The organism is uncultured Paraglaciecola sp., from assembly GCF_913058035.1.
GTDB lineage: Bacteria > Pseudomonadota > Gammaproteobacteria > Enterobacterales > Alteromonadaceae > Paraglaciecola.
In genome coordinates, this window is sequence record NZ_CAJXPA010000032.1 from 1 (window position 1) to 25,501 (window position 25,501).

The 25,501-nt window shown below is 40.1% G+C and carries 23 protein-coding genes and 1 other RNA gene; 9 read left to right on the top strand and 15 right to left on the bottom strand.

Going from position 1 to position 25,501, the window contains the following annotated elements:
- The first annotated feature begins 61 nt into the window (after window positions 1–61).
- The 3 genes from QZ562_RS06205 to mtnK all read left to right on the top strand — a co-directional run bounded on the left by QZ562_RS06205 (window position 62) and on the right by mtnK (window position 3,537).
- Window positions 62–961, top strand: a complete 900-nt coding sequence (locus QZ562_RS06205; protein WP_293758216.1) for a LysR family transcriptional regulator — start codon at window positions 62–64, stop codon at window positions 959–961.
- A gap of 80 nt (window positions 962–1,041) precedes the next feature.
- Window positions 1,042–2,217 carry a dipeptidase gene (locus QZ562_RS06210; RefSeq protein ID WP_293758219.1) on the top strand — a complete coding sequence of 392 codons (1,176 nt, stop codon included), beginning with the start codon at window positions 1,042–1,044 and terminating at the stop codon, window positions 2,215–2,217.
- Between the two features lie 75 nt (window positions 2,218–2,292).
- Window positions 2,293–3,537, top strand: a complete 1,245-nt coding sequence (mtnK, locus tag QZ562_RS06215) for an S-methyl-5-thioribose kinase (RefSeq protein WP_293758222.1) — start codon at window positions 2,293–2,295, stop codon at window positions 3,535–3,537.
- Window positions 3,538–3,659: 122 nt separating this feature from the next.
- Here the strand turns inward: mtnK and QZ562_RS06220 are convergent, their stop codons facing one another.
- The 8 genes from QZ562_RS06220 to ssrS form a co-directional block, all read right to left on the bottom strand.
- The gene (locus QZ562_RS06220) at window positions 3,660–4,547 is read right to left on the bottom strand and encodes an SDR family NAD(P)-dependent oxidoreductase (RefSeq protein WP_293758225.1); all 888 of its coding nucleotides are present in this window, start codon (window positions 4,545–4,547) and stop codon (window positions 3,660–3,662) included.
- A 293-nt stretch (window positions 4,548–4,840) separates the two neighbouring features.
- Window positions 4,841–5,497, bottom strand: a complete 657-nt coding sequence (gene rpiA / locus QZ562_RS06225) for a ribose-5-phosphate isomerase RpiA (protein ID WP_293758228.1) — start codon at window positions 5,495–5,497, stop codon at window positions 4,841–4,843.
- 59 nt (window positions 5,498–5,556) lie between these two features.
- Complete coding sequence (locus QZ562_RS06230) at window positions 5,557–6,162, bottom strand: 5-formyltetrahydrofolate cyclo-ligase (RefSeq protein ID WP_293758230.1); 606 nt, start codon at window positions 6,160–6,162, stop codon at window positions 5,557–5,559.
- 18 nt (window positions 6,163–6,180) lie between these two features.
- A complete protein-coding gene (locus QZ562_RS06235) occupies window positions 6,181–7,818 on the bottom strand; it encodes a GAF domain-containing hybrid sensor histidine kinase/response regulator (protein WP_293758234.1) in 1,638 nt (545 codons plus the stop codon).
- Between the two features lie 57 nt (window positions 7,819–7,875).
- Window positions 7,876–8,817: a nucleoside hydrolase gene (locus QZ562_RS06240; RefSeq protein WP_293758236.1), complete on the bottom strand. Its 942-nt coding sequence runs from the start codon at window positions 8,815–8,817 to the stop codon at window positions 7,876–7,878.
- A 16-nt stretch (window positions 8,818–8,833) separates the two neighbouring features.
- Window positions 8,834–9,724 (bottom strand): ribokinase, encoded by an 891-nt coding sequence (locus tag QZ562_RS06245; protein WP_293758240.1) that lies wholly within the window; start codon window positions 9,722–9,724, stop codon window positions 8,834–8,836.
- 146 nt (window positions 9,725–9,870) lie between these two features.
- Window positions 9,871–10,293, bottom strand: a complete 423-nt coding sequence (locus tag QZ562_RS06250) for a hypothetical protein (RefSeq protein ID WP_293758242.1) — start codon at window positions 10,291–10,293, stop codon at window positions 9,871–9,873.
- A 23-nt stretch (window positions 10,294–10,316) separates the two neighbouring features.
- Window positions 10,317–10,498, bottom strand: a non-coding RNA gene (gene ssrS / locus QZ562_RS06255) — 6S RNA.
- 158 nt (window positions 10,499–10,656) lie between these two features.
- Here ssrS and QZ562_RS06260 point away from each other — a divergent pair.
- From QZ562_RS06260 to QZ562_RS06285, 6 genes are all read left to right on the top strand, one after another.
- Entirely contained in the window at window positions 10,657–11,226 is a 570-nt protein-coding gene (locus tag QZ562_RS06260) for a UPF0149 family protein (protein ID WP_293758244.1), read from the top strand.
- Window positions 11,227–11,309: 83 nt separating this feature from the next.
- Entirely contained in the window at window positions 11,310–12,635 is a 1,326-nt protein-coding gene (gene pepP, locus QZ562_RS06265) for a Xaa-Pro aminopeptidase (protein WP_293758246.1), read from the top strand.
- A gap of 4 nt (window positions 12,636–12,639) precedes the next feature.
- Complete coding sequence (locus QZ562_RS06270; RefSeq protein ID WP_293758252.1) at window positions 12,640–13,854, top strand: FAD-dependent monooxygenase; 1,215 nt, start codon at window positions 12,640–12,642, stop codon at window positions 13,852–13,854.
- A gap of 54 nt (window positions 13,855–13,908) precedes the next feature.
- The gene (locus tag QZ562_RS06275) at window positions 13,909–14,199 is read left to right on the top strand and encodes a hypothetical protein (protein ID WP_293758254.1); all 291 of its coding nucleotides are present in this window, start codon (window positions 13,909–13,911) and stop codon (window positions 14,197–14,199) included.
- Between the two features lie 18 nt (window positions 14,200–14,217).
- Window positions 14,218–14,685 carry a Cys-tRNA(Pro) deacylase gene (ybaK, locus tag QZ562_RS06280; protein ID WP_293758256.1) on the top strand — a complete coding sequence of 156 codons (468 nt, stop codon included), beginning with the start codon at window positions 14,218–14,220 and terminating at the stop codon, window positions 14,683–14,685.
- 381 nt (window positions 14,686–15,066) lie between these two features.
- Window positions 15,067–15,819 carry a sulfite exporter TauE/SafE family protein gene (locus tag QZ562_RS06285; RefSeq protein ID WP_293758259.1) on the top strand — a complete coding sequence of 251 codons (753 nt, stop codon included), beginning with the start codon at window positions 15,067–15,069 and terminating at the stop codon, window positions 15,817–15,819.
- Window positions 15,820–15,834: 15 nt separating this feature from the next.
- Here the strand turns inward: QZ562_RS06285 and QZ562_RS06290 are convergent, their stop codons facing one another.
- From QZ562_RS06290 to QZ562_RS06320, 7 genes are all read right to left on the bottom strand, one after another.
- A complete protein-coding gene (locus QZ562_RS06290) occupies window positions 15,835–17,793 on the bottom strand; it encodes a hypothetical protein (protein ID WP_293758264.1) in 1,959 nt (652 codons plus the stop codon).
- Window positions 17,790–20,075: a hypothetical protein gene (locus tag QZ562_RS06295; protein WP_293758272.1), complete on the bottom strand. Its 2,286-nt coding sequence runs from the start codon at window positions 20,073–20,075 to the stop codon at window positions 17,790–17,792. Before QZ562_RS06295 ends, QZ562_RS06290 begins: the two co-directional genes overlap by 4 nt.
- Window positions 20,076–20,108: 33 nt before the next feature.
- Entirely contained in the window at window positions 20,109–21,284 is a 1,176-nt protein-coding gene (locus QZ562_RS06300) for a BatA domain-containing protein (RefSeq protein WP_293758279.1), read from the bottom strand.
- A 30-nt stretch (window positions 21,285–21,314) separates the two neighbouring features.
- Window positions 21,315–22,241: a DUF58 domain-containing protein gene (locus tag QZ562_RS06305; RefSeq protein ID WP_293758282.1), complete on the bottom strand. Its 927-nt coding sequence runs from the start codon at window positions 22,239–22,241 to the stop codon at window positions 21,315–21,317.
- Window positions 22,242–22,261: 20 nt separating this feature from the next.
- Complete coding sequence (locus tag QZ562_RS06310) at window positions 22,262–23,299, bottom strand: MoxR family ATPase (protein WP_293758285.1); 1,038 nt, start codon at window positions 23,297–23,299, stop codon at window positions 22,262–22,264.
- A 94-nt stretch (window positions 23,300–23,393) separates the two neighbouring features.
- Window positions 23,394–24,119: a DUF4159 domain-containing protein gene (locus tag QZ562_RS06315; protein WP_293758288.1), complete on the bottom strand. Its 726-nt coding sequence runs from the start codon at window positions 24,117–24,119 to the stop codon at window positions 23,394–23,396.
- Window positions 24,120–24,150: 31 nt separating this feature from the next.
- Complete coding sequence (locus QZ562_RS06320; RefSeq protein WP_293758291.1) at window positions 24,151–25,494, bottom strand: TldD/PmbA family protein; 1,344 nt, start codon at window positions 25,492–25,494, stop codon at window positions 24,151–24,153.
- Window positions 25,495–25,501: the final 7 nt, after the last annotated feature.

The following is a 25,501-nucleotide window of genomic DNA, read 5'->3' on the forward strand; positions in this document are numbered from 1 at the left end:
ATGTTATCTTTATTGCTATAAAGACAATAGTCATACGATAAATTTAATTTATAAGAGAATGATGGATCAATTTCGAGCATTAAGGTATTTCAGTAAAGTGGCAGATACTGGCAGTTTTACTAAAGCTGCCGCCATTTTTGGGGTTCCACCTTCGTCGTTGTCAAGGCGGGTGGCAGACCTAGAAAATAGCCTAGGCGCTACACTATTAAAGCGCTCTACCCGTGATGTCAAACTTACTGAAGTGGGTCAGCGTTATTACGTCCAAGTACTGGATATTCTCAATCAGCTTGAGCAAAGTAATGAAGCGGTGCGTAGTTATCAATCAAAACCCATGGGGCAATTGCATATCAGCTCTATGGTGGGTTTTGGCGAGCGCATTTTATTGCCATTGCTTGATGAATTTAGCCAGCTTTATCCAGAGATAGTGTTAGATGTCAGTCTAAGTGATGAGTTATCTGCATTGGGCCGTGATGATGTTGATGTTGCTATTCGAGGTGGTTATGCACCTAATGAAAGAGTATTAGCTATCAAGCTTATGGGTAACCAATTTATCCCAGTGGCAGCGTCGAGTTATTTGGCTGTCATGGGCAAACCTCAATATGCCATCGAATTAAAGCAACATAGAGGTTTATATTTTCGGACGCCTAATGGCCCAACGCCTTGGTTAAGTTATATAAATGGACAATGGCAAGATGTTTCTGCGCCACAAGTCGCCGTTTCTAATAATGGGAAGTGGTTAGGTGATTTGGCAGTAAAAGGAAAGGGCATATTAATGGCGCCACGTTGGGCGGCGGCACATTATTTAGCAAGCGGTCAATTAGAAGAATTGGTGTTAGAGCCATCAATACAAATTACTCAAAATAACGAGATGGCAATATATCTACTGTATCAAAAACAAAGATATCTGGTACCTAAAGTAAAAGCAGCAGTAGATTTCCTAGTCGCTAGGGTTAAGGAATAAGCATTAACGTTTAGATTTGACATTGATTCAGCAAAATACGATCTTACACATCACTTTACTCAACCTTTTGATTAATAACTATGACTTCTAAAACAATCATTTTTAAAAGCATCGCTGTTATAGTCGCTGTTGCTGTTGTAAGTTTTTTTATATTTTTCCCTGCCCAATTAGAAAAACAAACGAATCTTTTACATGATTCGATTTTGCCTGAGATATCAGAGCAAGCAAGAAGCTTACATGGACAGTTGTTTATCGGTGACTGGCACAGCGATACCTTGTTGTGGAAAAGAAATTTAATGGATAAGCATGATTATGGCCATGTTGATATTCCTAGATTGCAGCAAGGCAATATTGCTTTACAAATGTTTACTACTGTTACTAAGTCCCCAGACGGGCTTAACTACGAAGGCAATAGTAATGTTGCCAGTGACAATATTACGAAACTGGCTTTAGTGAATCTTTGGCCTACAAATACTTGGAATAGCTTGGCTGAGAGGGCATTGTTTCAAGCGAGTAAAGCACTAGAGTTGGTTGATAAATTTCCTCAGCAAGTGTCACTTATTACTTCAAAAACAGATCTCTCACAGTTTTTATTGCAGCGAGAAATCAATCCTAAATTATTAGGCATGTTGTTAGGCACTGAAGGCTCTCATGCGTTAGACGGTGATTTGAGCAACATTAAACGCTTATTCGATAAGGGTTTTCGTATGATGAGTTTACAGCACTTTTTTGATAATAAATTAGGGGGCTCATTACACGGGGAAAGTGGCGAAGGTTTAACTGCGTTTGGACGAGAAGCTCTGCAACGAATGCAATCTTTAGGCATAATGTTGGACGTGTCACATTCATCAGAACAAGTGGTCCAAGATGTATTGGCCATTAGCCGTCAGCCGTTATTGGTCAGCCATACTGGTTTTCACGGACATTGCCCATCACCTAGGAATATCTCGGATGATTTAATGCAACAGATTGCTGCTAAAGGCGGCCTAATTGCAGTGGGTTATTGGGACGGCGCGATATGCGGGCCTAATGCTCGCGAGATTGCTAAAGCGGTTAAATATGGTATTGAATTGGTCGGTGTTGAACATGTTGCCCTCGGTTCAGATTATGACGGCGCGGTTAGCGTGCCTTTTGATACCTCAAAGTTGATTTATTTAACCCAAGCCTTTTTAGATATAGGGCTTAGCGAATTTCAAATTAAGCAAGTGATGGGTGGTAATATGCTGCGATATTTGCAATTGCATCTGCCCGATTAAGTCGAATATGTAAGGTCAATATTCCACGTTATGTATTGAGCCAATGTGAAGTATAATTAAATGTTTAAGAGTGCAATGGAATACTATCTACTAAATCAAGCCAATATTATCGGCTACTTACAATCGCTACCCAATTACCTACTTAAGTTTTCGTCTTTCGATGACTTAGAAGTTCAGGAAATTAACGATGGCAATATGAATTACGCTTTCGTAGTAACCAATTCGTTAGACTTTAATCAATCGGTTTTTATTAAGCAAGCTCCCCCTTACATTAAAGTATTAGGTGAGGACTGGCCTTTGACACGTCAACGGATGACTGCTGAAATTAATGCATTAAGTTATCACTCCAGGGTATGCCCAGAGATGGTGCCAGAGGTATATTACCAATCTGAAGCCTTTTCAGTGCTTATTATGCAAAACCTCAATCATCATGTTATTTTACGAACGGAGCTTATACAAGGTCGATATTTACCCAGATTGGCAGAAGATTTATCTACTTTTCTGGCAGAGACATTATTTTATTCCTCTGATTTTGCTTTGCCATCTGCAGAAAAAAAAGCGATGGTCAATAAAAGTGGTAATCAGGATATGTGCAAAATCACCGAGGACTTTGTCTTTACGTATCCTTTTGAGCATCATGACATGAACGATTACAATCCTGCGCTATCTCAGTCAGCTATCGATTCGGTTCAAAAAGAACCTAATGTTAGAGCACATGTTGCACAAATGAAGCATATGTTTATGAATAAGCCGGAGGCTTTGTTACATGGTGACCTGCACACCAGTTCAGTAATGGTGAATGCACAACAAACCTTTGTGATTGACCCTGAATTCTCTTTTGCAGGCCCTATGGGATTTGATATCGGCGCACTGATTGCCAACTTATATTTGAACTATTTTTCACATGCACATAATTCATCAACTGAGTCTGTCAATTATAGTCAATGGTTATTGCAGACTATTGACGACCTTTGGTACAAATTTGAAGGCAAGTTTTTATCTTTGTGGTCAGAACACGAACAGTCCTCGCAGAGTCCATTTATGGGCAAAGACCTTTTTGACGACAGTCATAAAGCTTTTAGACAGTTATTTTTGAAACAGTTGTTAAGTGATACTTTAGGCTTTGCAGCATGTAAGATGATCAGGAGAATATTAGGTGTTGCTAAGGTAGCTGATTTTATGCAGTTTGAAGACCTAAAGCTCAGAGCAAAATTAGAGACTCAGGCTCTTGAAATGGCTACAAAAATGTTGGTTAATCGCCAATCTTATACAAACATTGCTGACGTGAATAAATTAGCAGAAGATGCCAGTCTAATTTAGAGACAAAATTAGTCATAATTTTTTCCCACAAAAACACCGAGAAAAGAACAAACTGAATTGTCTTTAATTTGTGGTTTCTGTGGTGGATAAATTTTTTAAATTTGTAACTAGGCGCTTTTGTTTTAAAGCATCATTATTTCGTCGTCTTTTAGATGTCTTACGATAGGGCTGTCTTCAGCATCTGCAAACGCAGCGTCTAGTAGTGATGATCTATAAGCAACAGACGAACGGAAGTTGGGATGAGTAAATATATAAGTTTGTCCTGATTGAAGCGCTTCCACCACACGTTTCGCTAATACTGATGTTGGTATACCGGACTCCACTAAGAGTTTCGCCTTGTTCTCAGCATTACCTGATTTTAATTTATCAGCATCGTGTTCCTTGACAGCTTTGTATGCAGGTTGAAGATTCCGCAATGACTCATGGATACGTGTTTGAACAAAAGCAGGACACAGCGCCGACACCGCAATGTTATGCTTTTTCAATTCAACAGCCCAACTCTCTGACATGGAGACCACCGCTGCTTTTGACGCAGCATAAGCACCAGAAAAGGGTACACCATTCATGCCAGCCATTGAGGCAACGTTAATGATCCAGCCACCTTGGCCATGACGCTTCATCGAAGGGGCAGTGGCTTGGGTACCATTCACAACTCCCATCACATTGACATCCAATACCCATTTCCAGGTTTCAATTCTGGTTTTATCAACTGAGCCGGGAATACCCCCTACACCTGCGTTATTAACCAACATATGAATATCGCCAAATGTAGCTTCAGCCGCCGCAACTGTCTCTTCCCATTGTTGATAGTCCGTTACGTCTAGTGAGCAGGCTAACACTTGAATGTTAGCATCTTTTAGTTTTTGTTCTGCCTCTGCGAGCACTTCTTGATCTATATCTGCAATGACTATCTTCATACCTAATTGCCCAAATTCTTCAGCAAGAGCAAAACCAATACCACCCGCTCCCCCGGATATAATGGCTGTTTTACCTGTAAACTCATTCGACATGATTTTATTCCTCGATAATTAAAAGCGTAATTTATATTTATTGGAGGATATTATGTCCTAGACGAGTTGAAAAATACTTTATTTCACGAATTGGAAAGGCTTCATAGGATGAATGTTCGCATCTAAAAAAACACATTTAACCACACAGTTCAAAGAGAAAAAGCACAGAATTTAAAGGCCAACATGACATATGAGTATGATGACAGTGTAAATGTTGTTTTTACATTGCTTCGTTATTCACTGCATGTGGATCCCTTTTTATGAAATTTTTCCTCTTTATGATAAAAATCACGTTAATTTATTATTTTAACACCATCGTTGGTGCCTACTAAAACCACGTCAGCACCACGGTGAGCAAATAAGCCGTTGGTGACAATTCCTGGAATGGCATTGAGTTGTCTTTCGAGCTCTACGGGGTTTAGAATTTTTAAATTGTATATATCTAAAATTACATTACCGTTATCAGTCACTACTCCTTGACGATAAGCGGGATCACCACCTAGTTTGAAAATCTCTCTGGCAACATAAGAACGTGCCATGGGGATCACTTCAACGGGTAGAGGGAAAGTACCTAATACTGGTACTTGTTTTGTGTCGTCAATAATACAAATAAACTTGTCAGCTACAGCGGCAACAATTTTCTCTCTGGTAAGAGCTGCACCACCACCTTTTATCATATGTTTGTGTTCAGTTATTTCATCTGCGCCATCAACATATACATCAAATCTGTCTATCGAATTAAGGTCAAAAACTTCAATACCCATGGCCTTTAGGCGCTCAGTTGAGGCTTCTGAGCTGGATACTGCACCTTGTAAGTCATATTTTAAATCAGCTAAAGCATCGATAAAATAATTTACGGTTGAGCCTGTTCCTACGCCAACAATAGCGCCTTCTTCTATGTAATTTAGCGCAGCTTTGGCTGCCGCTTTTTTCTTGTCATCTTGTGTCATATTATTCAGGCCCTGTTCGTTAAAACGCTAATATACAATAGTGTAACTCAAGCCGCAGTTTAGCTGACACTAAAAAATTGTTCTGGGGTCGCGATGCCATCTAAAGGGATGTCCCAGCTATCAGTGAGCAACATATCAGTTTGTTGACAGGTATGAGCCAATCCAATAAGTTTTGTTGGCAGCGAATCACGACGGATCGGAGCTATGGTTCGATCATAATATCCTCCTCCCATACCTAATCGATTACCTGAAGCATCAAAGGCAACAAGGGGCGTGAGTATCAGTTCAATGTTAGCTAGAGTGGATAAGTTTGAGCTCGTAACTATTGGTTCTTCGATACCATAACAGTTTTTACGTGTAGGTGAGTGAGGATGATATTCAACAAACAGTAAATGACCTTTGCTAAAAGGATGTAACACAGGTAATAACACAGATTTACCTTGTTGCCAGCAATAATCAATAATTGCTATGGGGTTAATTTCACCATCGTTTGCAATATAACAGGCAACAGTTTTGACTTGAGAAAGTGTTGTTGATGCAATACAGACGGATAGTAGGTCATGTGCCGCGATTGATTGTTCTTGATAAGACAATGCTTGACGTTTTTTACGGTAAACTTTTCGATACACCTTTCGACAGTCTTCTTGTACATTTTGTTTTTGCATTCTTTTTTACCTACTCATTTATGCATTTGGCATGTTTGGTAAAAGTGGAATAAACCGGTTGAGCACTTGCACAAGATTTTCTTTTTCTAAAGGTTTACACAAATATTCATCCCAAATTTTGGTATTTTGGTTAAATCTTTTTTGACAAAATGTATCGGCTGATAAGGCGATGATAGGAGTTCGCGGAAAGTTATGCTTAATTCTTTCAGATGTTTGAAAACCATCGATACCGGGCAAATGAATGTCCATAAATATCAGGTCAAAATATTGATTATTAGTAGCTTCAACAGCCTCTTCTCCTGACTCAGCGATGATGATTGAAATATTTAAAGATTCGAATATTGCCAACATAACTGCTTGATTGATTTTGTTATCTTCTACTAACAAAATTTTACTACTAGGGTCAAAATTAGCTTTTTCAGGAACAAGAGTTAGATCTGGCTGTAAAATGCTAGTGTCATTTTGCTGCGGTAACAAAACTTTAAAAATACTGCCTGAGCCTACCGTACTAAGAACCTTTATTTTGCCACCTAGAAGTGTCACTAAGCTTTGTGTAATTGATAAACCTAAGCCACTTCCTTCTGAACTTTTAGCCTGTCCAACTTGCTGGAATTGATTAAATAGTTTTGTTTGATCATTGGATGATATGCCTACCCCTTGGTCGGCAACTGTGATCACCAGTTGCTCATTATTGAGTGAGAGTTCAACCTTGACCCATTTGCCTCCATCGGTAAACTTGATAGCGTTGTGAGCTAAGTTAGTAATGATTTGAGTAATTTTGGCTTGATCTACAGCCAAATATTTTGGCAAATCATTACTGACATGTACTGAAAATTCGACATCTTTTTGGTTAGCGGTGATGGCTAACATTCCCTCTAAGTTTTTTATAAACTCTCTAAAACAAATAGTTTTGAGCTGAACTTGCATCATGCCTGCTTCAATTTTATTCAAATCTATTACGGAATTTACTACGCTCAGCAATCGTCTGCCTGAATAGTCAATATGCTTAACATACTCAGCAAACTTTGGGGGTATTTTGTAATCTTGAGTATTTTCTAACATTAAATGACTGAAGCCAATAATGGCATTAAGTGGAGTACGTAACTCATGACTCATATTGGATAAAAATTCAGTTTTATGTTCGTTGGCCAATTTTAAAATTTTTATGTTTTTACGTAATTCCATTTGAGAAATGACTGACCTACCTAAAACTTCAAGTGCTTGGCGTTGGTCTTGCGTTAATTTATTTGGCTTGTCATCAATAACGCATAATGTCCCAATGACATGCCCGTCGGGGCTGACCAATGGTGTGCCTGCATAAAATCGAATATTAGGTGTGGAGGTAACTAAAGGATTATCAAAAAAACGCTCATCATGCAGAGTGTCCTCTACTTCAAAAACTTTTTTTTGGTGGATAGCATGTGTGCAAAATGCAATATCTTTCGCGGTTTGTTGTGGGGCTAAACCTATTTTAGATTTAAACCACTGACGTTCGGAATCAACCAAGCTGATTAAGCTAATTGGCATGTTGCAAATTTGTGCAACGAGTTGAGTTATATCGTCAAATGTTTTTTCTGCTTCAGTGTCTAAAATATCATAGTCGTATAATGATTTTAAACGAGCGGCTTCATCAATTGTTGGAGGAGCAATTTTCATTAGGTATTCAATTGGTCTCGCAAGGCCAGAACATAATTTTAGGCTTTCTAAACAAAATTAGCTATTGTATGTATCCAAATACAACTGAGTTAAGCGGGCTTTGTTGACTTTGGTTGCTACATTAATCGTCTGGGCATTGAGCCAATCAGGGCTGGTAGTAGAACCAGGCAGCGCAACAGATGTTTGACCAATATTTAGAGGATCGGTAGATACTCTTGCATGGCCGTTTTGTAATTCGAACAAACCTGGGTCGACTAAATGTGCAAGTGGCATAGCATCATGGAAAAAACACACATCTTGGTCTCTATTTTTTGAGTAAAACTTCACGTAAAATTGAGCTGCATCATGAACAAAACCGCCTAATTTGGGGTTGTTTTGTTTAAGCTGAGTCAAAAATTCTGGAGTGAATGGACAAGAGTTGGTGACATCTAGTCCAAACATATTTAGTTCCCACGATGCACCAAATACTATTTCAGCTGCATATGCATCGTTCCAAATATTGGCTTCTGCTACAGGTGTAACGTTACCAGGCACAAATGCTGCTCCACCCATAATAGAGACAGCTTTTAGTAATTTTGGTAGTTCAGGTTCAAGACGAAGGGCTAAAGCTAGATTACCTAATGGACCAATTGCAACCACAGTGATTTCACCAGGGTATTCACGTGCCATATCAACAATAAATTGTGCTGAACTGCGAGGGTCTAGCTCACCTTTAGCAGCAGGAAAATTAATATTACCAAAGCCATCGTCCCCATGCACAAAATGTGCATAACCTGACTCTTTTCCGACCCAAGGCATGCCAACACCTTTACATACTGGAATATTTTTATCTGCTAATGCACAAAGGGTAATCGCGTTTTTGGCTGCCATATCAACAGGCACGTTACCAAATACTGTAGTCAAACCTAATACGTCAATTTCAGGATGTTGGAAGGCAAAGAAAATTGCCATCGCATCATCAATACCCGGATCAGTATCTAATATAATTTTGTGGCTCATTTTATCTCCCTTGAGGTTATTGCTTGGCAAGAAAACGATTGACGTCTTCTTCGTTCGGTATAGATTGTGCCGCACCAATTTTCATAACTGCTAAGGCAGAGGCTGCGCAAGCGCGTCTTAAAGCGGTTTTTGAATCACTATGGTTGCTATAAGCAGATAGAAAATAGCCGATAAACGTATCACCCGCTGCTGTTGTATCCACTGCCTCTACTTCAAAAGCGGGCACGTCGATGGTTTTATCTTTTTTGAGCATACGCACGCCAGCTTTACCCAAAGTAATCAGTACTTCAGCATGTGGCCAGTCTTGACGAAAGTAGTCTTCAATTTTATCTAAATCTTGGCACCCAGAAATTTCTTCAGCTTCGACTTCATTGACGATCAATAAATCGATACACTCATGGGGTAGATGTTTGACAGATTCAGTCATAGGAGCAGGATTGAAGGCTACGCGTAAACCTTTCTTTTTAGCCTGAATAAGTACTTGGTCTATGCTGTTGGTCTCGTTTTGGGTTAACACCCAGTCTACAGATTTTACAGTATCTAATGCATGCATAATGTCTTTAGAAGTCATTTCATGATTAGCACCACCAAACAACACGATAGCATTTTCAGCTGAAGGAGTGACTTGTATAATAGCATGACCAGAGGCAGTCTCACTGCAAGTGACATGTTTACAATCAATACCATTGCGGATCATAGTTTGCTTAAAAGAGACATCAGATTCGTTAATTTTTCCGACATGCCGCACTTCAGAACCTGCCCTAGCTAATGCGATTGACTGATTAGCGCCTTTGCCACCCAATAAACACTGGTAATAGCTTGACGCAATGGTTTCTCCAGGTTGAACAAAATGCTCTACCTGATAGACATGGTCGATGTTGATGGAACCAAAATTGATAACGGCCATAATGCGCTGCTGTGCCTCTTGTTTAAAGTTCTATTATATGGCTTTTACTCTAGAAGAATAAAAGCCATATAATAATCTTTAATTGAAAAGTTGACCATTTGGTCTGCAAACGATTATATTGATTTTTACTCTGACAGCAAATTTATCTAAGCAAAAATGCGTGTTAGTTTACGGAAAAGCCCAGTTTTGGCCACATAGGGGGAGGTATTGGTTAAAAAAAGTCTTACCGATACGGTAGCACCATGCCCCCATGGCCACCAAACTGCCATTATTTTAGGGTTATGTTCGATATTGATACTGAATAGTTTTTGTTTTTTGACCAGCTTTGAAAATGCACCAGCATAATGTTTAGTTTCGTGTGGCGCTTTTTTGATGGTTTTGACATCCCAACACATGGGAAAAAATTGTTGTAAAGTAAACAATACTTGGTCTTGTTTATCTACTGAAAACTCAGCTAGCATCACTTTGTGAAAATCGTCATATTTCCATTTTACCATTGAAGACAAGGTTTCAATTACATCTTTTCCGTAAGCCTGTATTTGTTCTTCATGATTCATATGGGTTTTCAATCTCAATCCTTTATTAATTTTGGACGCCTCCCAAAATGCCGCTGCCCAGTATAAGCCCGTGAACCGAAAGTTCAGGGCGGAAGTATCATCGCTACCTTAGGCTTCTTGATACGAGCCAAGCTTGCACAATAGTAGTGGAGTCAACTCCCTAGGTAAAAAGCATCGGCCAGGGACATAACTAGACTGGCAAACATCCCAGGAGGCATAGAAATCTCTCGCAGCAATACTAAAAACTAATATTGCACCGAGTTCGGTCATTATAATCTGTTCGTGGGCAGATATACTAGTGCTATCTGCCCACGAATATGTATTTGCTTTCTAGGGAGTGTTAAGATTGTAGCGTCCAACGATTGAGAGAGTACTTTGAATACATCAACCAACCTTTTTGATATTTTAACTCCGTTACTTGAACGTAACAATATTTTAACAACAGCCGCTGAAATTCAAGGAATGTTTTGTGGTATGTTAGGTGGTGGAATGCCTCTTGAATTCCAAGACTGGTTAGAACCTCTATCTGACTTTATTCATCAAAGTGAGGCCTTCTCCAAAGAAGTTGAAGAAGCATTTAAAAGTCTTTTTGACGTGACTTGTCAACAATTAGTTGAAAGCGATTTTGCTCTAGTACTGTGTTTACCTGAGGACTCGTCACCTATTAATGAACGAGGTCAAGCTCTGTTGAATTGGGTACATGGGTTTATGCTAGGGTTTGGTCTGCATCAGGATGATTTAACTGGCTGTTCTGCCGATGTTAAAGAAGGGTTAGAGGATTTTGCAGAAATAGCACGAATGGATGATGAAATGGATGAAAACGAAGAGTCAGAGCAGGCTTTGTTTGAAGTTATGGAATACGTTCGCGTTACCGCAATGTTATGTTTTAATGAATTAGGTAAGTCACCAGAACAACAACAAAGTGAACCTAAAACCGTTCATTAGTCGTTTAAGTAAATTCTGAATTAAGCTCTTTATTAAATAAGTTTAATGTTTTTTGATGTAAGTCAGTAAAGTGAGTCATTCCATTGCCTATTGAAAATACAGAATTTTTAACTCGCCAAAAGCATTTATTACAAGAAATGCAACCAAATAGTATTTGTCTAGTGCCCGCGTCTCAGTTAGTTACTCGTAGCCGCGATACCGAGTACCCTTTTAGGCAAGACAGTTATTTTCAATATTTATGTGGTTTTCCTGAACCAGAAGCTTGGTTAGTTTTATCTAATCATCAAGTATATGCTAAAAGTTTGAGTATTTTATTTTGTTTAGACAAGGACCCTGCTATGGAAATTTGGCATGGGCGAAGAGCTGGTCCAAAACAAGCTAAACAACAATACGCTTCAGATATGGCATTTGCCTTAGATGAGTTAGATGAACGGTTGTTAGATCTGATTGATGGCCATCAGTATCTATATTTTGCTCAAGGGCATAATAAAGAGGCTGAAGATTTGGTTTTTTCGGTATTGCAAGAATTACGTAATCCCCCCGAACAGAGTAAAAAAACACACTATAGCCTGATTGATGTTCGAATAATTCTAGATGAAATGCGATTAATTAAATCTGCAAATGAAATAGATATGATGCGACAAGCTGCAGCTGTGGCAACTCAAGCTCATATCCGAGCAATGCAATTTGCTGAGTCTGGTAAAAATGAATATCATCTTGAAGCAGAAATTCATCACGAATTTGCCATGCAAGGTGCTAAATATCCAGCCTATGGGACAATAGTTGGGTCTGGTGATAATGCCTGTATTTTGCATTACATACAAAATAATCAAGGATTAAAAGACGGTGATTTAGTATTAATTGATGCAGGCTGTGAATGGCAAGGTTACGCATCCGACGTTACTCGTACTTTCCCTATTTCTGGACTGTTTTCACCAGAACAAAAACAACTCTACCAATTAGTGTTAGATGCTCAGTCAGCTGCATTTGAAATGATTAAGCCAAACAATACTATCAAGCAGGCCAACGATGCTGCGATTGGAGTGATCACCCAAGGCTTGATCGATTTAAATATATTGCATGGCGAACTCGCTGATAACATTGAACGACAAACGTATCGAAAATTTTATATGCATGGGTTGAGTCATTGGCTTGGTTTAGATGTTCACGATGTAGGTGATTATAAGATTGATGGTCAAGTCCGTCCGTTTCGACCAGGCATGGTACTCACAGTTGAGCCTGGTATTTACATTGCATCTGATGCAGATGTTGAAAGCAAATGGCGGGGTATCGGTATTCGAATTGAAGATAACTTATTAATAACCCAAAGTGGTCATGAAAATTTGACTTTAGCAGCGCCTAAAACCATCAGCGACATTGAAGCACTGATGCTAAAAAAGAGGTGTTAACGTTATGCATGTATTTGATATTGTCGTAGTAGGTGGTGGCACAGTAGGTTTGACTCAAGCACTTGCGTTAAAAAATAGCGGGCTGTCGGTTGCTGTTGTTGAAAGTCATATTAGTCGAGCTATGCCAGGTGGCGCCCCTCAGTTGCGAGTTAGCGCATTAACTTTAGCGTCCGAAAACATTTTACACAATATAGGTGCATGGCAACATTTGGACGTTGATAGGCTATGTAGTTATGTAGATATGCAGGTTTGGGACCAAGACAGTTTTGGAAAAATTGAGTTTTCGGCTAGCCAAGTTCAAAAAAAACAGCTGGGTCATATCGTTGAAAACCAAGCTATTAGGCATAGCTTATGGACTCAAGCTCAAAACAGTATGCATATTGAGTTACTTGTACCTAAAAAAATCAAGCAATTGGTATTCGGTCAACAAGAATGTTTTATTACCTTAGATGATGACAGCCAGTTAACTGCTAGATTAGTCATAGGCGCTGATGGTGCTAATTCAATAGTAAAAAAACAAGCCAATTTTGCGCAAACGTTTTGGGATTACGATCAAAATGCGATTGTCGCAACGGTTAAAACACAGTTGCCACACAATCACACTGCTAGGCAAGTTTTCACGCCCAGCGGACCTTTAGCTTTTTTACCTTTATGGGATGCGCATCATTGCTCGATTGTTTGGTCTCAAGATGAATCAAAAGCTGCTGAACTATTAAAACTATCGAATGAAGAATTTAACAAAGCTTTGACCGCTGCATTTGATTGCACTTTAGGCATTTGTGAACTGATAAGTGACAGGCAAAGTTATGCACTTAAAATGCGCTACACACGTCAGTGGGTGGGTAACAGGGTGGCTATTATTGGAGATGCTGCGCATACTATTCATCCTCTGGCCGGTCAGGGAGCAAACCTAGGTATATCGGATGCCGCTGCTTTGGCTGAGCAGATTATAAAATTAGTTGAGCAAAACAAAGATTTTGGATTAGCCAAAAATTTGCGACCATTTGAGCGCTGGCGTAAAACTGAAACAGTTAAAATGGTTGCCGCAATGGAAGGTTTCAAACGTTTATTTGCTGGAAATCAACCTATTAAGAAATTAATCAGGGATACTGGCTTAAGTTTGGCGAATTATTCATCATTAACTAAACAAACAATCATTCAACATGCAATGGGTCTTGAAGGCGAGTTACCTGATTTAGCTAAAGAGCGTTCAGATTAAGGTTTCTGTTTTTAGATTTCAATAGCCGTGATTTAAATTTAAAGGGAATAAACAGTGAATAAAATTTTTATTATCAGCGCTTTAACCTTAACATTTGTTGCTTGCAGCTCTCATCAATCACCTCTTTATGAGAAAGAAAAACGTCCTGAAGACCCAGAGCAATACTCCGGAGTCGAAGGTTCAATTCAAAAGCAAAAAGTTCAAGCCTATCAGAGCCAACAAGCAAATAAATTGAGATGCCAAGATTCGCGATTGGATTTGGTTGATGCCGAGGCTGGAGGGGATATGAATCTGATCCGTCAAGTTAAAGCTAGAGTGCAAAAAAACTGTGTAGCCGAAAAATAAAAGTCTGACCATAGTCATATGACCCCCGCGATTATTAGCGCTAGAAAAGCGAGAATCAATTTTATAGTTCATCACTATGAGCATGTTAGTGGACACATTTCTTATGGACTAGAAGCAGCTGAAAAACTGGCAGTTGCTCCTGAAAGAGTCCTTAAAACCTTAGTGGTTAGTCTCGACGCTAAGCAGCTTGTTGTTGCGATATTACCAGTAAATTCTATGTTGAGCATGAAACGTGTGGCTAAGGCTTATGGCGCTAGGAGGGCGGAAATGGCAGACAAATTTGAAGTGCAGCGAAGCACAGGTTACGTATTAGGTGGGGTTAGTCCTCTTGGACAGAAAAAACGTTTAGATACCCTTATTGATGATTCTGCTCAGCAGCACACTACCATTTTTGTGAGTGGCGGTCGCAGAGGTCTAGAAATTGAGCTAAATGCGTTAGACTTACAAGCCATAACACAGGCATCATTCGCGCCTATCTCGCAGTAAATTTTGCTGTCGCTTTTGGTGTAAATAGATGTCTTAACTTTGAACTATCAAAACCTATAAGTATGCCAAAAACATCACTACGACTCAGTTAGTAAAATCACTCCATGTTTGAGTTTTGTTTGTTATGTAGATGACAAACCTGTAGTTTTTCTCAATTATGTTGTCACCCTTCAACGTTTACATACACATTATTGATTAATATTTGTGATGTGTTGGTGCTTAAATACTATTAATGTTTATATCTTAGCCAATATGTTGCAACATATTGATAGTCTTTAAAGATAATCAAATTGTAAGAGATGTTATTGTAAGTTTGCCTTTTAAGTTACGAGTAAAATTCAAAATAGGTACAGTCCTGTCTTGGGAGAAATCTAACAAATTATGATTGAGTTATTTGGATATTCTCTAAGCTACACTAGTTTGATGTTGCTTTTTTTAGTCGCATTTTTTATTGGTATGGCAAAAACGGGTGTGCATGGCATATCAATGTTTGCGGTGCCTTTCTTAGCGATTATGTTTGGCGGAAAAGACTCCACAGGTTTGATGTTACCAATGTTGATTATGGCCGATTTCTTTGCTGTTAAGTATTACCACAGACATGCCAACTGGGGGTACTTGCTCAAACTGTTTCCTTCTGCAGCAGTGGGGGTTTTAGTGGGTACTTGGTTAGGTAATACAATTGACGATCACGTGTTCAGAAGTGTGATGAGTGTCATCATTTTTGCGAGCTTGGCGATTATGCTATGGATGGAAAAAGGCAACACAGAGTCGATCCCTGATTACCTTTGGTTTGCATTATTGATGGGGCTGCTGGGTGGCGTCACAACTATGATCGGTAATTTAGCTGGCTCTGTCATGGCCTTGTACTTACTCAGTATGCGTTTACCAAAAAATGAATATATTGGTACTGCTGCATGGTTTTTTCTTGTCATTAATCTGTTCAAAGTGCCTTTCCATGTACTTAGTTGGCAAAGCATTGATGTGAACTCTTTTTTACTTAACTTAATCTGTTTACCTTTTATTGCATTAGGTGCATGGTGTGGCGTCCGGCTAATCAAACGAATTCCAGAAAAATACTATCGCTGGCTGGTGATCGTCATGACAGGTGTGGCCTCAATTGTAATGTTGTTTTAAGTTTATTAACGCTTTTTATCGTTTTTTATCGTTTTTTAAAGTTTTGCTAAACAGCTTTCGCTCCAGCCATAAGACACTCATAGATAACACCAAAAGTCCCCAAAGCCAGATTTTATCAAGGGGTTTTACTGAAGTTTTCTCAAATCGTTGGGTGTTTTGTTGTTTTGCTATCTTCTGGCTGATGAGTTGATTCTTTACTTGTCTCCATTCTTGCCAATCTTGTTCCGCATGAGCATAAAACCATGTCTCTATTGAGGTGTCTGGCTTATGTGGTGTAGCGGCTAATACTGAATGTTTTGTCCAAGCAAGCTTTTGCCATCCTGCATTGGTTGGCCATATTGTGAGACAGCGTTGTTCGACTTGCAATATGTCCTGGGTCAATATTAAAGAGCGCGGGTGTTGGTCATATGTGGTCACACCTGAAGCTGTAGCGCCAAGTACACATTTTTGCAGATGCTGATTGACCCAAGTTAATGTGTCAGACGCGGCGTTTAACCAATAGGGTGCTTGTCTGGGTCTGGCTAATCCAAATATAACACTTTGCCAATAGTGGCTATATTGTCCAGTCAATCCTGATGTCTGCCAGCCATAAGTGCCATTAATCAGTGATACCGCCACGTGTCCTAAACCAACTTTACTGTGAGATACCAATATTTGGGCGTCGTTACTTTGCACCAGAGATGAATTGTTAGCGGAAGTTATAACAGCCTTTGCTAACGGCATAACACCTTCAATTTTGCTGTGAGGCCATCTAGGGATCGCTGAGAAACTTGCCACATCTAAAGGTTGTATTTTGATATCCGGAAGCCAATCAAGTAACGGCACGGGCCAAGCGTTGATGAGCGCATTATCGGCAATGATATATACGCCTAAACCATTTTTAGTGGCTTTTTTTAAAGCTGTCATCTGCTTTGCGTTTAATGTCAGTAATGCGCGACCATCTATTATCAGCCAATCAAAGTGAATTAATGCTTGGTCAGTAAAAGGTGAGGTGATTGGTGCTAATTGTGCAGCACTTAAATTGATATTTTGTCGGATATCTTTAGTTTGACTAATTTGTGTTAAAACGCTTATTTGACTGCCTAATTGCGCGGCCCAATTTTTTAATTGTCGGGTTTCAAAAGAGGCAGCGGATTGCTTAATCAGTATTCTGAAAGGTATAGGCTTAGTAACTGAAAACGCAAGAGGTTCATCTAGTAGAGGCTGCATAACGCCAGGCTCGCTTAGCTGCAGTCGATAGACCCATTGCCCCATGCTTTTTGCTGGAAAGCTAAGACTAAAATGTTCTGAAGCTTTGAGCCTTATGGTGTCGACACGTTGTCCCACAGGGTCGAGTAAATTCAATTCATAAATGTGATCTGCTGCAAGCGCGTCAATGCCTTGCAGTTGCCCTTTTACTTCAATAAATTGGCCTATGGCTAACTCTCTCGGCCAAGACATATTGATCAGTCCGAGACGAGGTGTAGATGCAGAAAACCTGACTGAAATATTGTTGAAAGCTTCACCCATCAATAGTTGCATATCTTGCCACTGCGATAAACTTAGTCCATCCCCTACAACATGTAGATTCTCGAATCTTGGTTGGTAAGATAACAATTGCGATGGGATCTCAATCAGAGTTGCGGTATCCAGTATATTCTTGTTATTTATCGATATAACCGCTTCACGTAAAACAAAAACAGCTTGTTGTGTGTCTATTTGCACTATTTGCTCTAACTGCTCAGTGGTTGCACCGTGAGTAACGAGATAAGTGACTGACGCTTGGTTATTGGTTAGCTGTATATCAAAAGCTAAGCCAAGAACCGTAAGAGCAGCCACTGTGTTAGTCAATAGTATTGCCGCTAGCCTCGTTTTGTTTTGTTTTAGCCGTTGGCTAGCAAAGTAACCAGCGACAGCTAAGCCAATAACTAACAGCACAACCAATACACTTGCAGCGAATGTATAATGAGAGAATAACCCGAGTGAGAAAGTCACGGTTGCGACCCCTTTTTGTGCGTTTTTTCATACTGTTGTAAAAATGTCTGGTGCTTTTGTAGCATAGTGTTCTGAAGAGAATAGGATGTTTGTCTCGTCGATGGTGCTGCGATAGGCGAGGGCAGTGTTTGCCACAATTTTTCTGTCAATGCATTGATACAATCCTGACAATTTTCTAGAGTAAAAGAGTCAGCTTGCTGTACTCTTTCCAATGTAGCGATAAAAGTAATGTCTTTAGGGTGTGTTGTTAGTTGTGCAGAAAAATAGGCTTTAACATACTCAAGTACGTTTTTCTGCTCACTTGTAAGGGGGTGTCCGTTAAGTTGTTTTGAGTGGTTGATTAGCATATTGGCTAAAATAGCAATGGCCTTTGAAGGGCGGTTGTCAGTTGATGTTTTTTCATTGCGCTGATAACTAAGAATATCTGATAAATCACCCTGATAACGGCGTTTTTCGGATACTGGGGGCGGTTCAAAGCCTAAGCGTTTAACGTAAATACGATCGGCCTGTTTAGCTCGATTAAGAAAAGCCAAGGCTTGGTTTTCAAAGGGAAGGGCAAGCTCTGGTTCCGATAGATGAAGATGTAATTCAGCTTGCCACATATTAGCAATGGCGCGTTTCATCAACAGTGCAGGGCTAGGCAGTCCTTTTTTGATAAAATTGCCATTGTCGGCTTCACCATGAGCATGACCAAACTGCTGAATAATTTGACTGTAGCCAGATTTATCAGTCTGCGGTGATTGATTTTCCGCGTTGTTATGCTCATGTCCTGCCGCTGCTGATGGTGACTTTTCATTTGCATGTTCTTCATGCTCTTCATGTTCATTATGTTCTATATTGGGGCCCGCCTCCATTGATTGAAGTGTGCCACTATCAAATTCATCACCTAAGAACTGCCCATACTTTTGTTTCAGAAAGCTTTGAGCTATGCCTAGATCAACAGATGTGCGGTTAAAATTTTCAATCGAGAGATTGGCTTTAGTAGCAATCAATTGTTTGGTTTCAATAATGATTTGTCGCTGACTTTTAAAATACTCCGGAAGAAAGTCCATAAACAAACCGTCCGCTATCAGCGTCTGTTGTTCTTCTTCAAGCCAGCGTATAATTTTGCTGGCAGAGCGACTTTGCTGCGCGACTGGCATGCGGTTATCCCATGCTTTAATACTGAAATATAGTTCGTCTCCAGGCTGCATACCCAATTCAACTAAGTCCCAGCTTTTAAAGAAATGAGCTTTGCCCTCAATCATCGACTCGGAGTCAAATAGAAACGTTTGATCACGAAATTTGACTGCTTCTCCAGAGCCACTGGCAATAGATGCCAGTATTTCGACTCTCCCTATACCAAAGTCATCTTCGATTGATACTGTCGCTTGCACGTTAGGAATGGCATTTTTAGCCAATTTGGTAATAGTCTCAGTGGGTGCGATAAAGCGAATGGTTGGCTTAGTGTCTGCGGTAACAGCAAGGGTGTGGATATCCCCCAGCATCCTATTATTAACAGTAATATAGTAAACACCTGATTGATTTATCGTTGCAAGGGCTTGGTAGTGGTTAGCAGTTTGTTCAATAAGCGAGATACGTTGTTTGTCTGGAAGCGTAATAGACACATCGTTTTGCTGATTGACGTTATTGATACCAATCAGTTGAAATTGCCAAGTGACTGTTGAGCCAGCAATCAATTCTAAATTTAAGTCTGTTGTTTGCCATGCTGTTAAACCTGTGTAGCTGGGTGGTGTGACCGTCATGCTTTTGGTCTCAAGTCTAATGAGTTTGGACTGTTTAGGTGCTTCATTAATCAATCGAGTATTGGCTGTTTCAGCTTTAAGTAAAAGGTCTAAAGGCAACACTTCAATCAATGTGAATATTAAAACTGCAAGAGCACTTAGCAGCAACGCGGACTTACATGAATACTTGGGTAAGTGTGAACCAAGTTCTGTTGACAATAATGTGTCTATTTGTGGCTGAATTCGTGTTTTTTGTAACTGCTGTAGGGTTGTAAGAGAGCCACTAGGCAGCAATACCAGTTCTGCACTTTCTTCACACTCGCTGAATTGTCGATTCAGATGCAGCAGTACCTTATTCGCGGTAATGTCTTGATATTGGCGACTTCGAGAAAAAACCAACGCAGCAAAGCCCATCATCAATGTCACTGCTGCTAATGGCCAAACAATCCATTTAGTCATCCAATAAGCGGCTAGGCCTAAACAAATGCCAATCAAAAGTGTGTAAGCAAGTTTTTGCAATAACCATCTTTGCCTAAGACGCGTGACAATTTTATTCATTTTTTTGTTTGGTGTGTTTATCTGACTAGACAATTATTGGTCCAGCCCGGATTTTAGTCGATGGTTAGGCCACTCGCTGAGCAACCTCTCTAGAATAAATAGTGCGACTAATATTAAAACCAACCAGATATGTAACGATGTCGAATGAATGGCTTTACCGAGTGATTCTTTGTTGGGTGTCAGTGTCTTTGGAGGATTACTCATTAATGAGGATTGATTAATCTGTTCTGTGGTTAATCGAGAATTCTCTAACCACCAAACTTGGCTTTGTGATGAATACAATAACCGCACTAGGGTTAATACAAAGTCTGCCTGTTTAATATTGGTAAGCGCTTGCTGAGTGATATATGTGAGTTGCCATTGTTCATCAACAGGAGAGTGTTGCTGAGTAAAGTTTTGTTGGCTGAGGTCAATTGTTTTATCATATTTTAGTAAGTGCTTACTGTCTTCATCTGTGAATTTTTTTGAAGTGTATATAGCTTTTGTGTTTAAATTATTATGAGTGTTAATGGCCTCAAGAGCTGCACGTATATACACCAATAGTGGTTCACTTGAAGCATCATAGATGACTTTTATGTTTGCTGAATATTGCTGAGTTACATTCGCTATAGGTATTGTTTTTATTTGCCATTCAACCCGTTCAGGGAGCGCTGTTTTCGCTCCTATAAACTGTTTTAGGCGGTTTGTTGTATACACAGTTACCATCTCATTAGCTGATAGCTGTGTTATGTAGTTTGCCACTTTACTCCATATATTTAGGGTGGGCGTTTGTTGCGTATTAGTCGACCATTGGGCTAATTCTGTTGTATTGATGTTGCGGTTTTTTATGCCAAGTAGTACTAAATTTACATCATGGGCTTGATCCATTAATGTCTGTTTTTCAGCGTCTGTAGCATGATTTAACCAGTCTTCAGTTAACAAAACGTGTGACGGTTGATTGGCGCTGTTCGATTCATGCTGCCAATACAATTGAGCCAGTATCAAAGTGGCGATGAATAACATAAACATTCGCAGTCCCAGTAATATTAACTGGGTCAATCTGAGCTGACGTAACATGGGCGAGGTTTTTACTTGGATAAATGCAATATGCGCAAACGCGATAACACGAGGCCGTGCTTTGCTTAATAAATGAATACCCAGCGGGATCAGCAAGCTCAATAAACCCAACATAGCTAAGGGTGACTGTAATATGAAAGGCATTTCAAACATGACTGTTGCTAGCCCACAGATAACATCTGTTCATCGCAATTTTTGCCTTGCTGCTAAAAACCGGTGTAATGTTGAGTCTAATGGCTGGTCAATGTTGGCGATACAGTGCTGAACGTTGAGCTGGTTAAAAGTCTTTATCAGCGCTTTTTGCCATGTTTGCCTTGCCAGCAGGTAGTCAGTTTTTACATCGTCAGCAGACACTAAAATTTGCCGCTTACTTTCTCTGTCCTCGAAGCGAATTTGCCCTCTATAGGGGAAATTGAGTTCATCATCACTTTCTAATTGCACTGCAATAACTTCGGTTCGTTTGCTAACCACACTTTGCATAAAGTCGCTAATTTCATGGCCTTTTTGATAAAAATCACTGAGTACGAAAATAAGGCTATTGGATTGCATGCGGCTTAAATGGCGCTGCAAAATTTGCGGCGAAGGGAAAACTGAACCGGTAGACATCTGGCTGAGTAACAGCAGCAATTTTTGCCAGTGTTGCTTACCGGTTAAAGCGGGCGAAAAGTGCAGGCTCTCACTCGACAGCCCCAATAAACCGACGGCATCACTTTGTTTGTGTGCGATGTAAGCGATAGTGGCCAACAGGTGTTTAGCATAATCAAATTTATGCCAGCCTTTGTTAGATTTTGATTTAGAATGAGAGTCAGATCTAGATTCAGACGATCGTTGCAACATAGATGCACTGGCATCTAACACTAGCCAAATATTGATATTGCTTTCACGCTCTGCTTCTCGCACAAAATATCGGTCTGAGCGAGCAAATAACTTCCAATCAATATTGCCAAGAGCATCGCCAGGTTCATAGGCGCGATACTGGCTGAATTCTAGACCTGAACCGCGCTGCACACTGTCATGTAATCCATGCAATAAGCCTTCGGCAACCGTTTTTGCTACCAAAGGCATATCTTTGATACTGGCGAGTACAAGTGGGTCAATAAGTGGTTGCATGCTATCCGCTTTCTAACATGTTAAACAGCGGGGGATAATGGGGAAGAAGCGCCAAAAGGGCTGGCTGGCTGTGCTAAATCCTTTAATAAACTATCGACTACATCATCGGGGGATATATTCTGCGCTTCTGCTTGAAAGCTCAATAACAGTCTATGTCTTAACACTCCATGGGCCACCTGTTTGATATCATTCATGGTAACGGCAAAGCGTTTTGACAGTAACGCATTAGCTTTGGCACACAACACCATTGCTTGACCTGCACGAGGCCCTGCTCCCCATCGCACGTATTGATTAACAGCTGATGACTGACTATTGCCAGGGCGTGTATTACGGGCGAGTTGATTGATGTATACCAGTAGCGGTTCGGATATTTCTATATCTCTGACCACATGTTGCAAGCTGATAATCTGTTGTGCATTGAGTACCGCATTTATCTTGGCTTGGGTATTACCTGTGGTACGTCGCAAAATCTCTATTTCTTCTGATTCAGAAGGATAATCAACTTTTATAAACATTAAAAATCGATCAAGCTGTGCCTCTGGTAAAGGATAGGTACCTGCTTGCTCAACAGGGTTTTGAGTGGCTAATACAAAAAACGGTTTAGGTAAGGCGTAACTGGTTCCCGCGTAACTAATGCTCTTTTCTTGCATAGCTTCCAGCAGCGCTGCTTGAGTTTTAGGCGGAGTACGATTGATTTCGTCGGCTAACAGAATGTTGGTAAAAACGGGGCCTTGCTGAAACTTAAAAAAACGGTCCCCTGACTCATGATCGGTTTCCAATATTTCGGTGCCAATAATATCACTGGGCATTAAATCTGGCGTAAACTGCACGCGTTTAAAGCCCAGCTCGAGCGTTTCTGCTAAGGCATTGACCATAAGTGTTTTAGCTAGTCCTGGCACACCTTCTAATAAACAATGCCCGCCAGCTAACATACTGATCAACAATTGCTGGATCACCTCTTTCTGTCCAACAATCACTTTACCCACTTCATGCTCAATCAGAGCCAACTTGTCCAGTAATACAAGAACGTCTTGTTCGGATAAATTCTGTCTACTCATGTTTACTCTTAATAATGTAATGAAAAAAAACCAACAAACTAAAGCTAAAAGTAAAAGAAAATCTTTGTCTTTGTTTTGGTTTTATCTCTTGCTTTTAAGCCGTCATTGCATATATGACAATGTTGACTGCAAACTTTGTGTTGTCGATTTTTAACCAACGTTTGTTTCTAAAGTCGTAATCCCATTCACAACCCAAGTCTTTATTGCTATATAAAACGGCTATTCTGCCATTTATTTCAATAGCTTTGAGGTATTCGTGAACCAAATCGTCGCCCCAACCATTTAGCTCAACTGAGGTACGTGGTGGCCCGTCAAATTCAAAAAATGACGAATATAACGGATGGTTATTAGGAATTTTTTTTAGCGCCTTTGGGCCAAACATATCCGCCATTTGTGCTTCAAACGTTTTGGCAAACATACCGTCGATGTCATGATTACAATCATCTACAAAAACAAATCCGCCATTCTCAACATAACGCTGAAAATTTTGTCTTTCTTGCAAGTTAAACTGCACTAATCTGTGCCCTGCCATATAACAAAAGGGCGCACTTAACATACTAGGATCAGACAGCGGTATCACTCGTTCCTGCAAGTCTACTCGCAAGCTAGTGTACTCAATTAATGAATTAAGTACATTCGCGGGCATTCGTTCATCTACTTCCCAATTACCTGATTCGTAACTCAAGCGGGTAAAGTAAAAGTCGTATTCACTATTTTGAGCAGACACGGCACATGGCAATGCCCCACAAACAGCAACAGCGCAACTAGAAAGTATGAAATGACGGCGATCCATATGGATAAAATGTGAGCGATAAGCCATAAACTATTGACGTTAGCTTATGGCAAGATGCTTACACCGCGTCAGATAAACTGCTGAAGGTAAAGTCTCTGATTTTCATCGGCGGGATCATATTGCCGTCGATACGTTCAGGTTTACCTAATGCTTCTATATTGTTTAACATCACTATCGGACTTTCATTAAAACGGAAGTTTTTAATGGGATATTTTATTTTGCCATTTTCAATATAGAACGTGCCATCGCGGGTTAATCCGGTATAAAGCAAGGTTTGTGGATCAAGTGAGCGAATATACCAAAGGCGTGTCACCAAGATGCCCCTTCGGGTATTTTTAATCATCTCTTCTAAGGATTCGTTACCACCATCCATAATGATATTGCCACCACGAGGCACGTAAGCGACGCCGGTTTTCTTGGCCCAATAAGGTGAATTAGGCATGCTGACAACTGTGCCGTTTTTTATCCAATCGGTGCGATTACGCGGGTAACCGTCTCCCGAAAAGGGTGCTGCTGGAGCAATAGGGTGGCTCGGGTCAGTGTAAATGTTGACTCTTTCATCAAACATTTTTTGACCTAACTTATTTTTAGGTGCTTTTTGGGCATCTTCGCCTTCTTTGAGTTTGTAACTTAAAAAACTACGACCTTCATCCGCGCCTCTTTGAGCAAAATTACGCACCATGTTGCCTAATAAACCCACACTAGCGGCAGGTTCTAAAATCACCGTGTATTTACCAGGCTCCATCGCTTTGGCATCAACCGAACCTTTGGACTTTTGAATGGCGATATTTGACGCTTTAGCCGTGTCTAATAAATTGTAATCGCTGAAGTTACGTGTCACCCAACCAGAACCTTTGCCATCTTCAGTGCGAATAGTCACCGAAAAGTCTACGTCTGTCGATTTGTTATAAGCGAACAACCCTTTGTTATTTATGATGGCGCTAAATGTCACAAACTCCTCTAAAAATCCTGCAGCAACCAGCTTGTTCTTTTTCGACGGCACTATGCTGTCTTCGGCAGCTTGCGCTCTATTTTCAGGGGTAACATTCGCTGTTGACTCAAAATAAGTTTTGGAAGGCGCATATTTTTGTGGCCCAAATAAAGGCATGTGCTCTTCGTTTTCAGGTGCCAGTTTGGCTAACTCCTCAGAGCGGCGCACTACTTTTTCAAGTGATGCATCGTCAAACTCGTTGATAGTCGCGGTACCTGTTTTTTTACCAAAAGTGGATTGTACTGCCAACACCAGATCGCTTTCTTCGCCAGCTGTAGAGACAGTATTTCTGGCATAACGAATGTTGCCGCCTATGCTGCCATCTAAGTTACATTCAATTTCGTCAGCTTTAGAGTATTTTAAAACTTTGGTCAGTAACTCTTTGGCGTTTTTTTCAGATAAAATAGTCATAATTTGA

Excerpts from the sequence above, each read along its gene's own strand:
- QZ562_RS06205 (WP_293758216.1), top strand. The coding sequence starts at position 62 with ATGGATCAATTTCGAGCATTAAGGTATTTCAGTAAAGTGGCAGATACT.
- QZ562_RS06210 (WP_293758219.1), top strand. The coding sequence starts at position 1,042 with ATGACTTCTAAAACAATCATTTTTAAAAGCATCGCTGTTATAGTCGCT.
- mtnK (WP_293758222.1), top strand. The coding sequence starts at position 2,293 with ATGGAATACTATCTACTAAATCAAGCCAATATTATCGGCTACTTACAA.
- QZ562_RS06220 (WP_293758225.1), bottom strand. The coding sequence starts at position 4,547 with ATGTCGAATGAGTTTACAGGTAAAACAGCCATTATATCCGGGGGAGCG.
- rpiA (WP_293758228.1), bottom strand. The coding sequence starts at position 5,497 with ATGACACAAGATGACAAGAAAAAAGCGGCAGCCAAAGCTGCGCTAAAT.
- QZ562_RS06230 (WP_293758230.1), bottom strand. The coding sequence starts at position 6,162 with ATGCAAAAACAAAATGTACAAGAAGACTGTCGAAAGGTGTATCGAAAA.
- QZ562_RS06235 (WP_293758234.1), bottom strand. The coding sequence starts at position 7,818 with ATGAAAATTGCTCCTCCAACAATTGATGAAGCCGCTCGTTTAAAATCA.
- QZ562_RS06240 (WP_293758236.1), bottom strand. The coding sequence starts at position 8,817 with ATGAGCCACAAAATTATATTAGATACTGATCCGGGTATTGATGATGCG.
- QZ562_RS06245 (WP_293758240.1), bottom strand. The coding sequence starts at position 9,724 with ATGGCCGTTATCAATTTTGGTTCCATCAACATCGACCATGTCTATCAG.
- QZ562_RS06270 (WP_293758252.1), top strand. The coding sequence starts at position 12,640 with ATGCATGTATTTGATATTGTCGTAGTAGGTGGTGGCACAGTAGGTTTG.
- ybaK (WP_293758256.1), top strand. The coding sequence starts at position 14,218 with ATGACCCCCGCGATTATTAGCGCTAGAAAAGCGAGAATCAATTTTATA.
- QZ562_RS06285 (WP_293758259.1), top strand. The coding sequence starts at position 15,067 with ATGATTGAGTTATTTGGATATTCTCTAAGCTACACTAGTTTGATGTTG.
- QZ562_RS06295 (WP_293758272.1), bottom strand. The coding sequence starts at position 20,075 with ATGAATAAAATTGTCACGCGTCTTAGGCAAAGATGGTTATTGCAAAAA.
- QZ562_RS06300 (WP_293758279.1), bottom strand. The coding sequence starts at position 21,284 with ATGTTTGAAATGCCTTTCATATTACAGTCACCCTTAGCTATGTTGGGT.
- QZ562_RS06305 (WP_293758282.1), bottom strand. The coding sequence starts at position 22,241 with ATGCAACCACTTATTGACCCACTTGTACTCGCCAGTATCAAAGATATG.
- QZ562_RS06310 (WP_293758285.1), bottom strand. The coding sequence starts at position 23,299 with ATGAGTAGACAGAATTTATCCGAACAAGACGTTCTTGTATTACTGGAC.
- QZ562_RS06315 (WP_293758288.1), bottom strand. The coding sequence starts at position 24,119 with ATGGCTTATCGCTCACATTTTATCCATATGGATCGCCGTCATTTCATA.
- QZ562_RS06320 (WP_293758291.1), bottom strand. The coding sequence starts at position 25,494 with ATGACTATTTTATCTGAAAAAAACGCCAAAGAGTTACTGACCAAAGTT.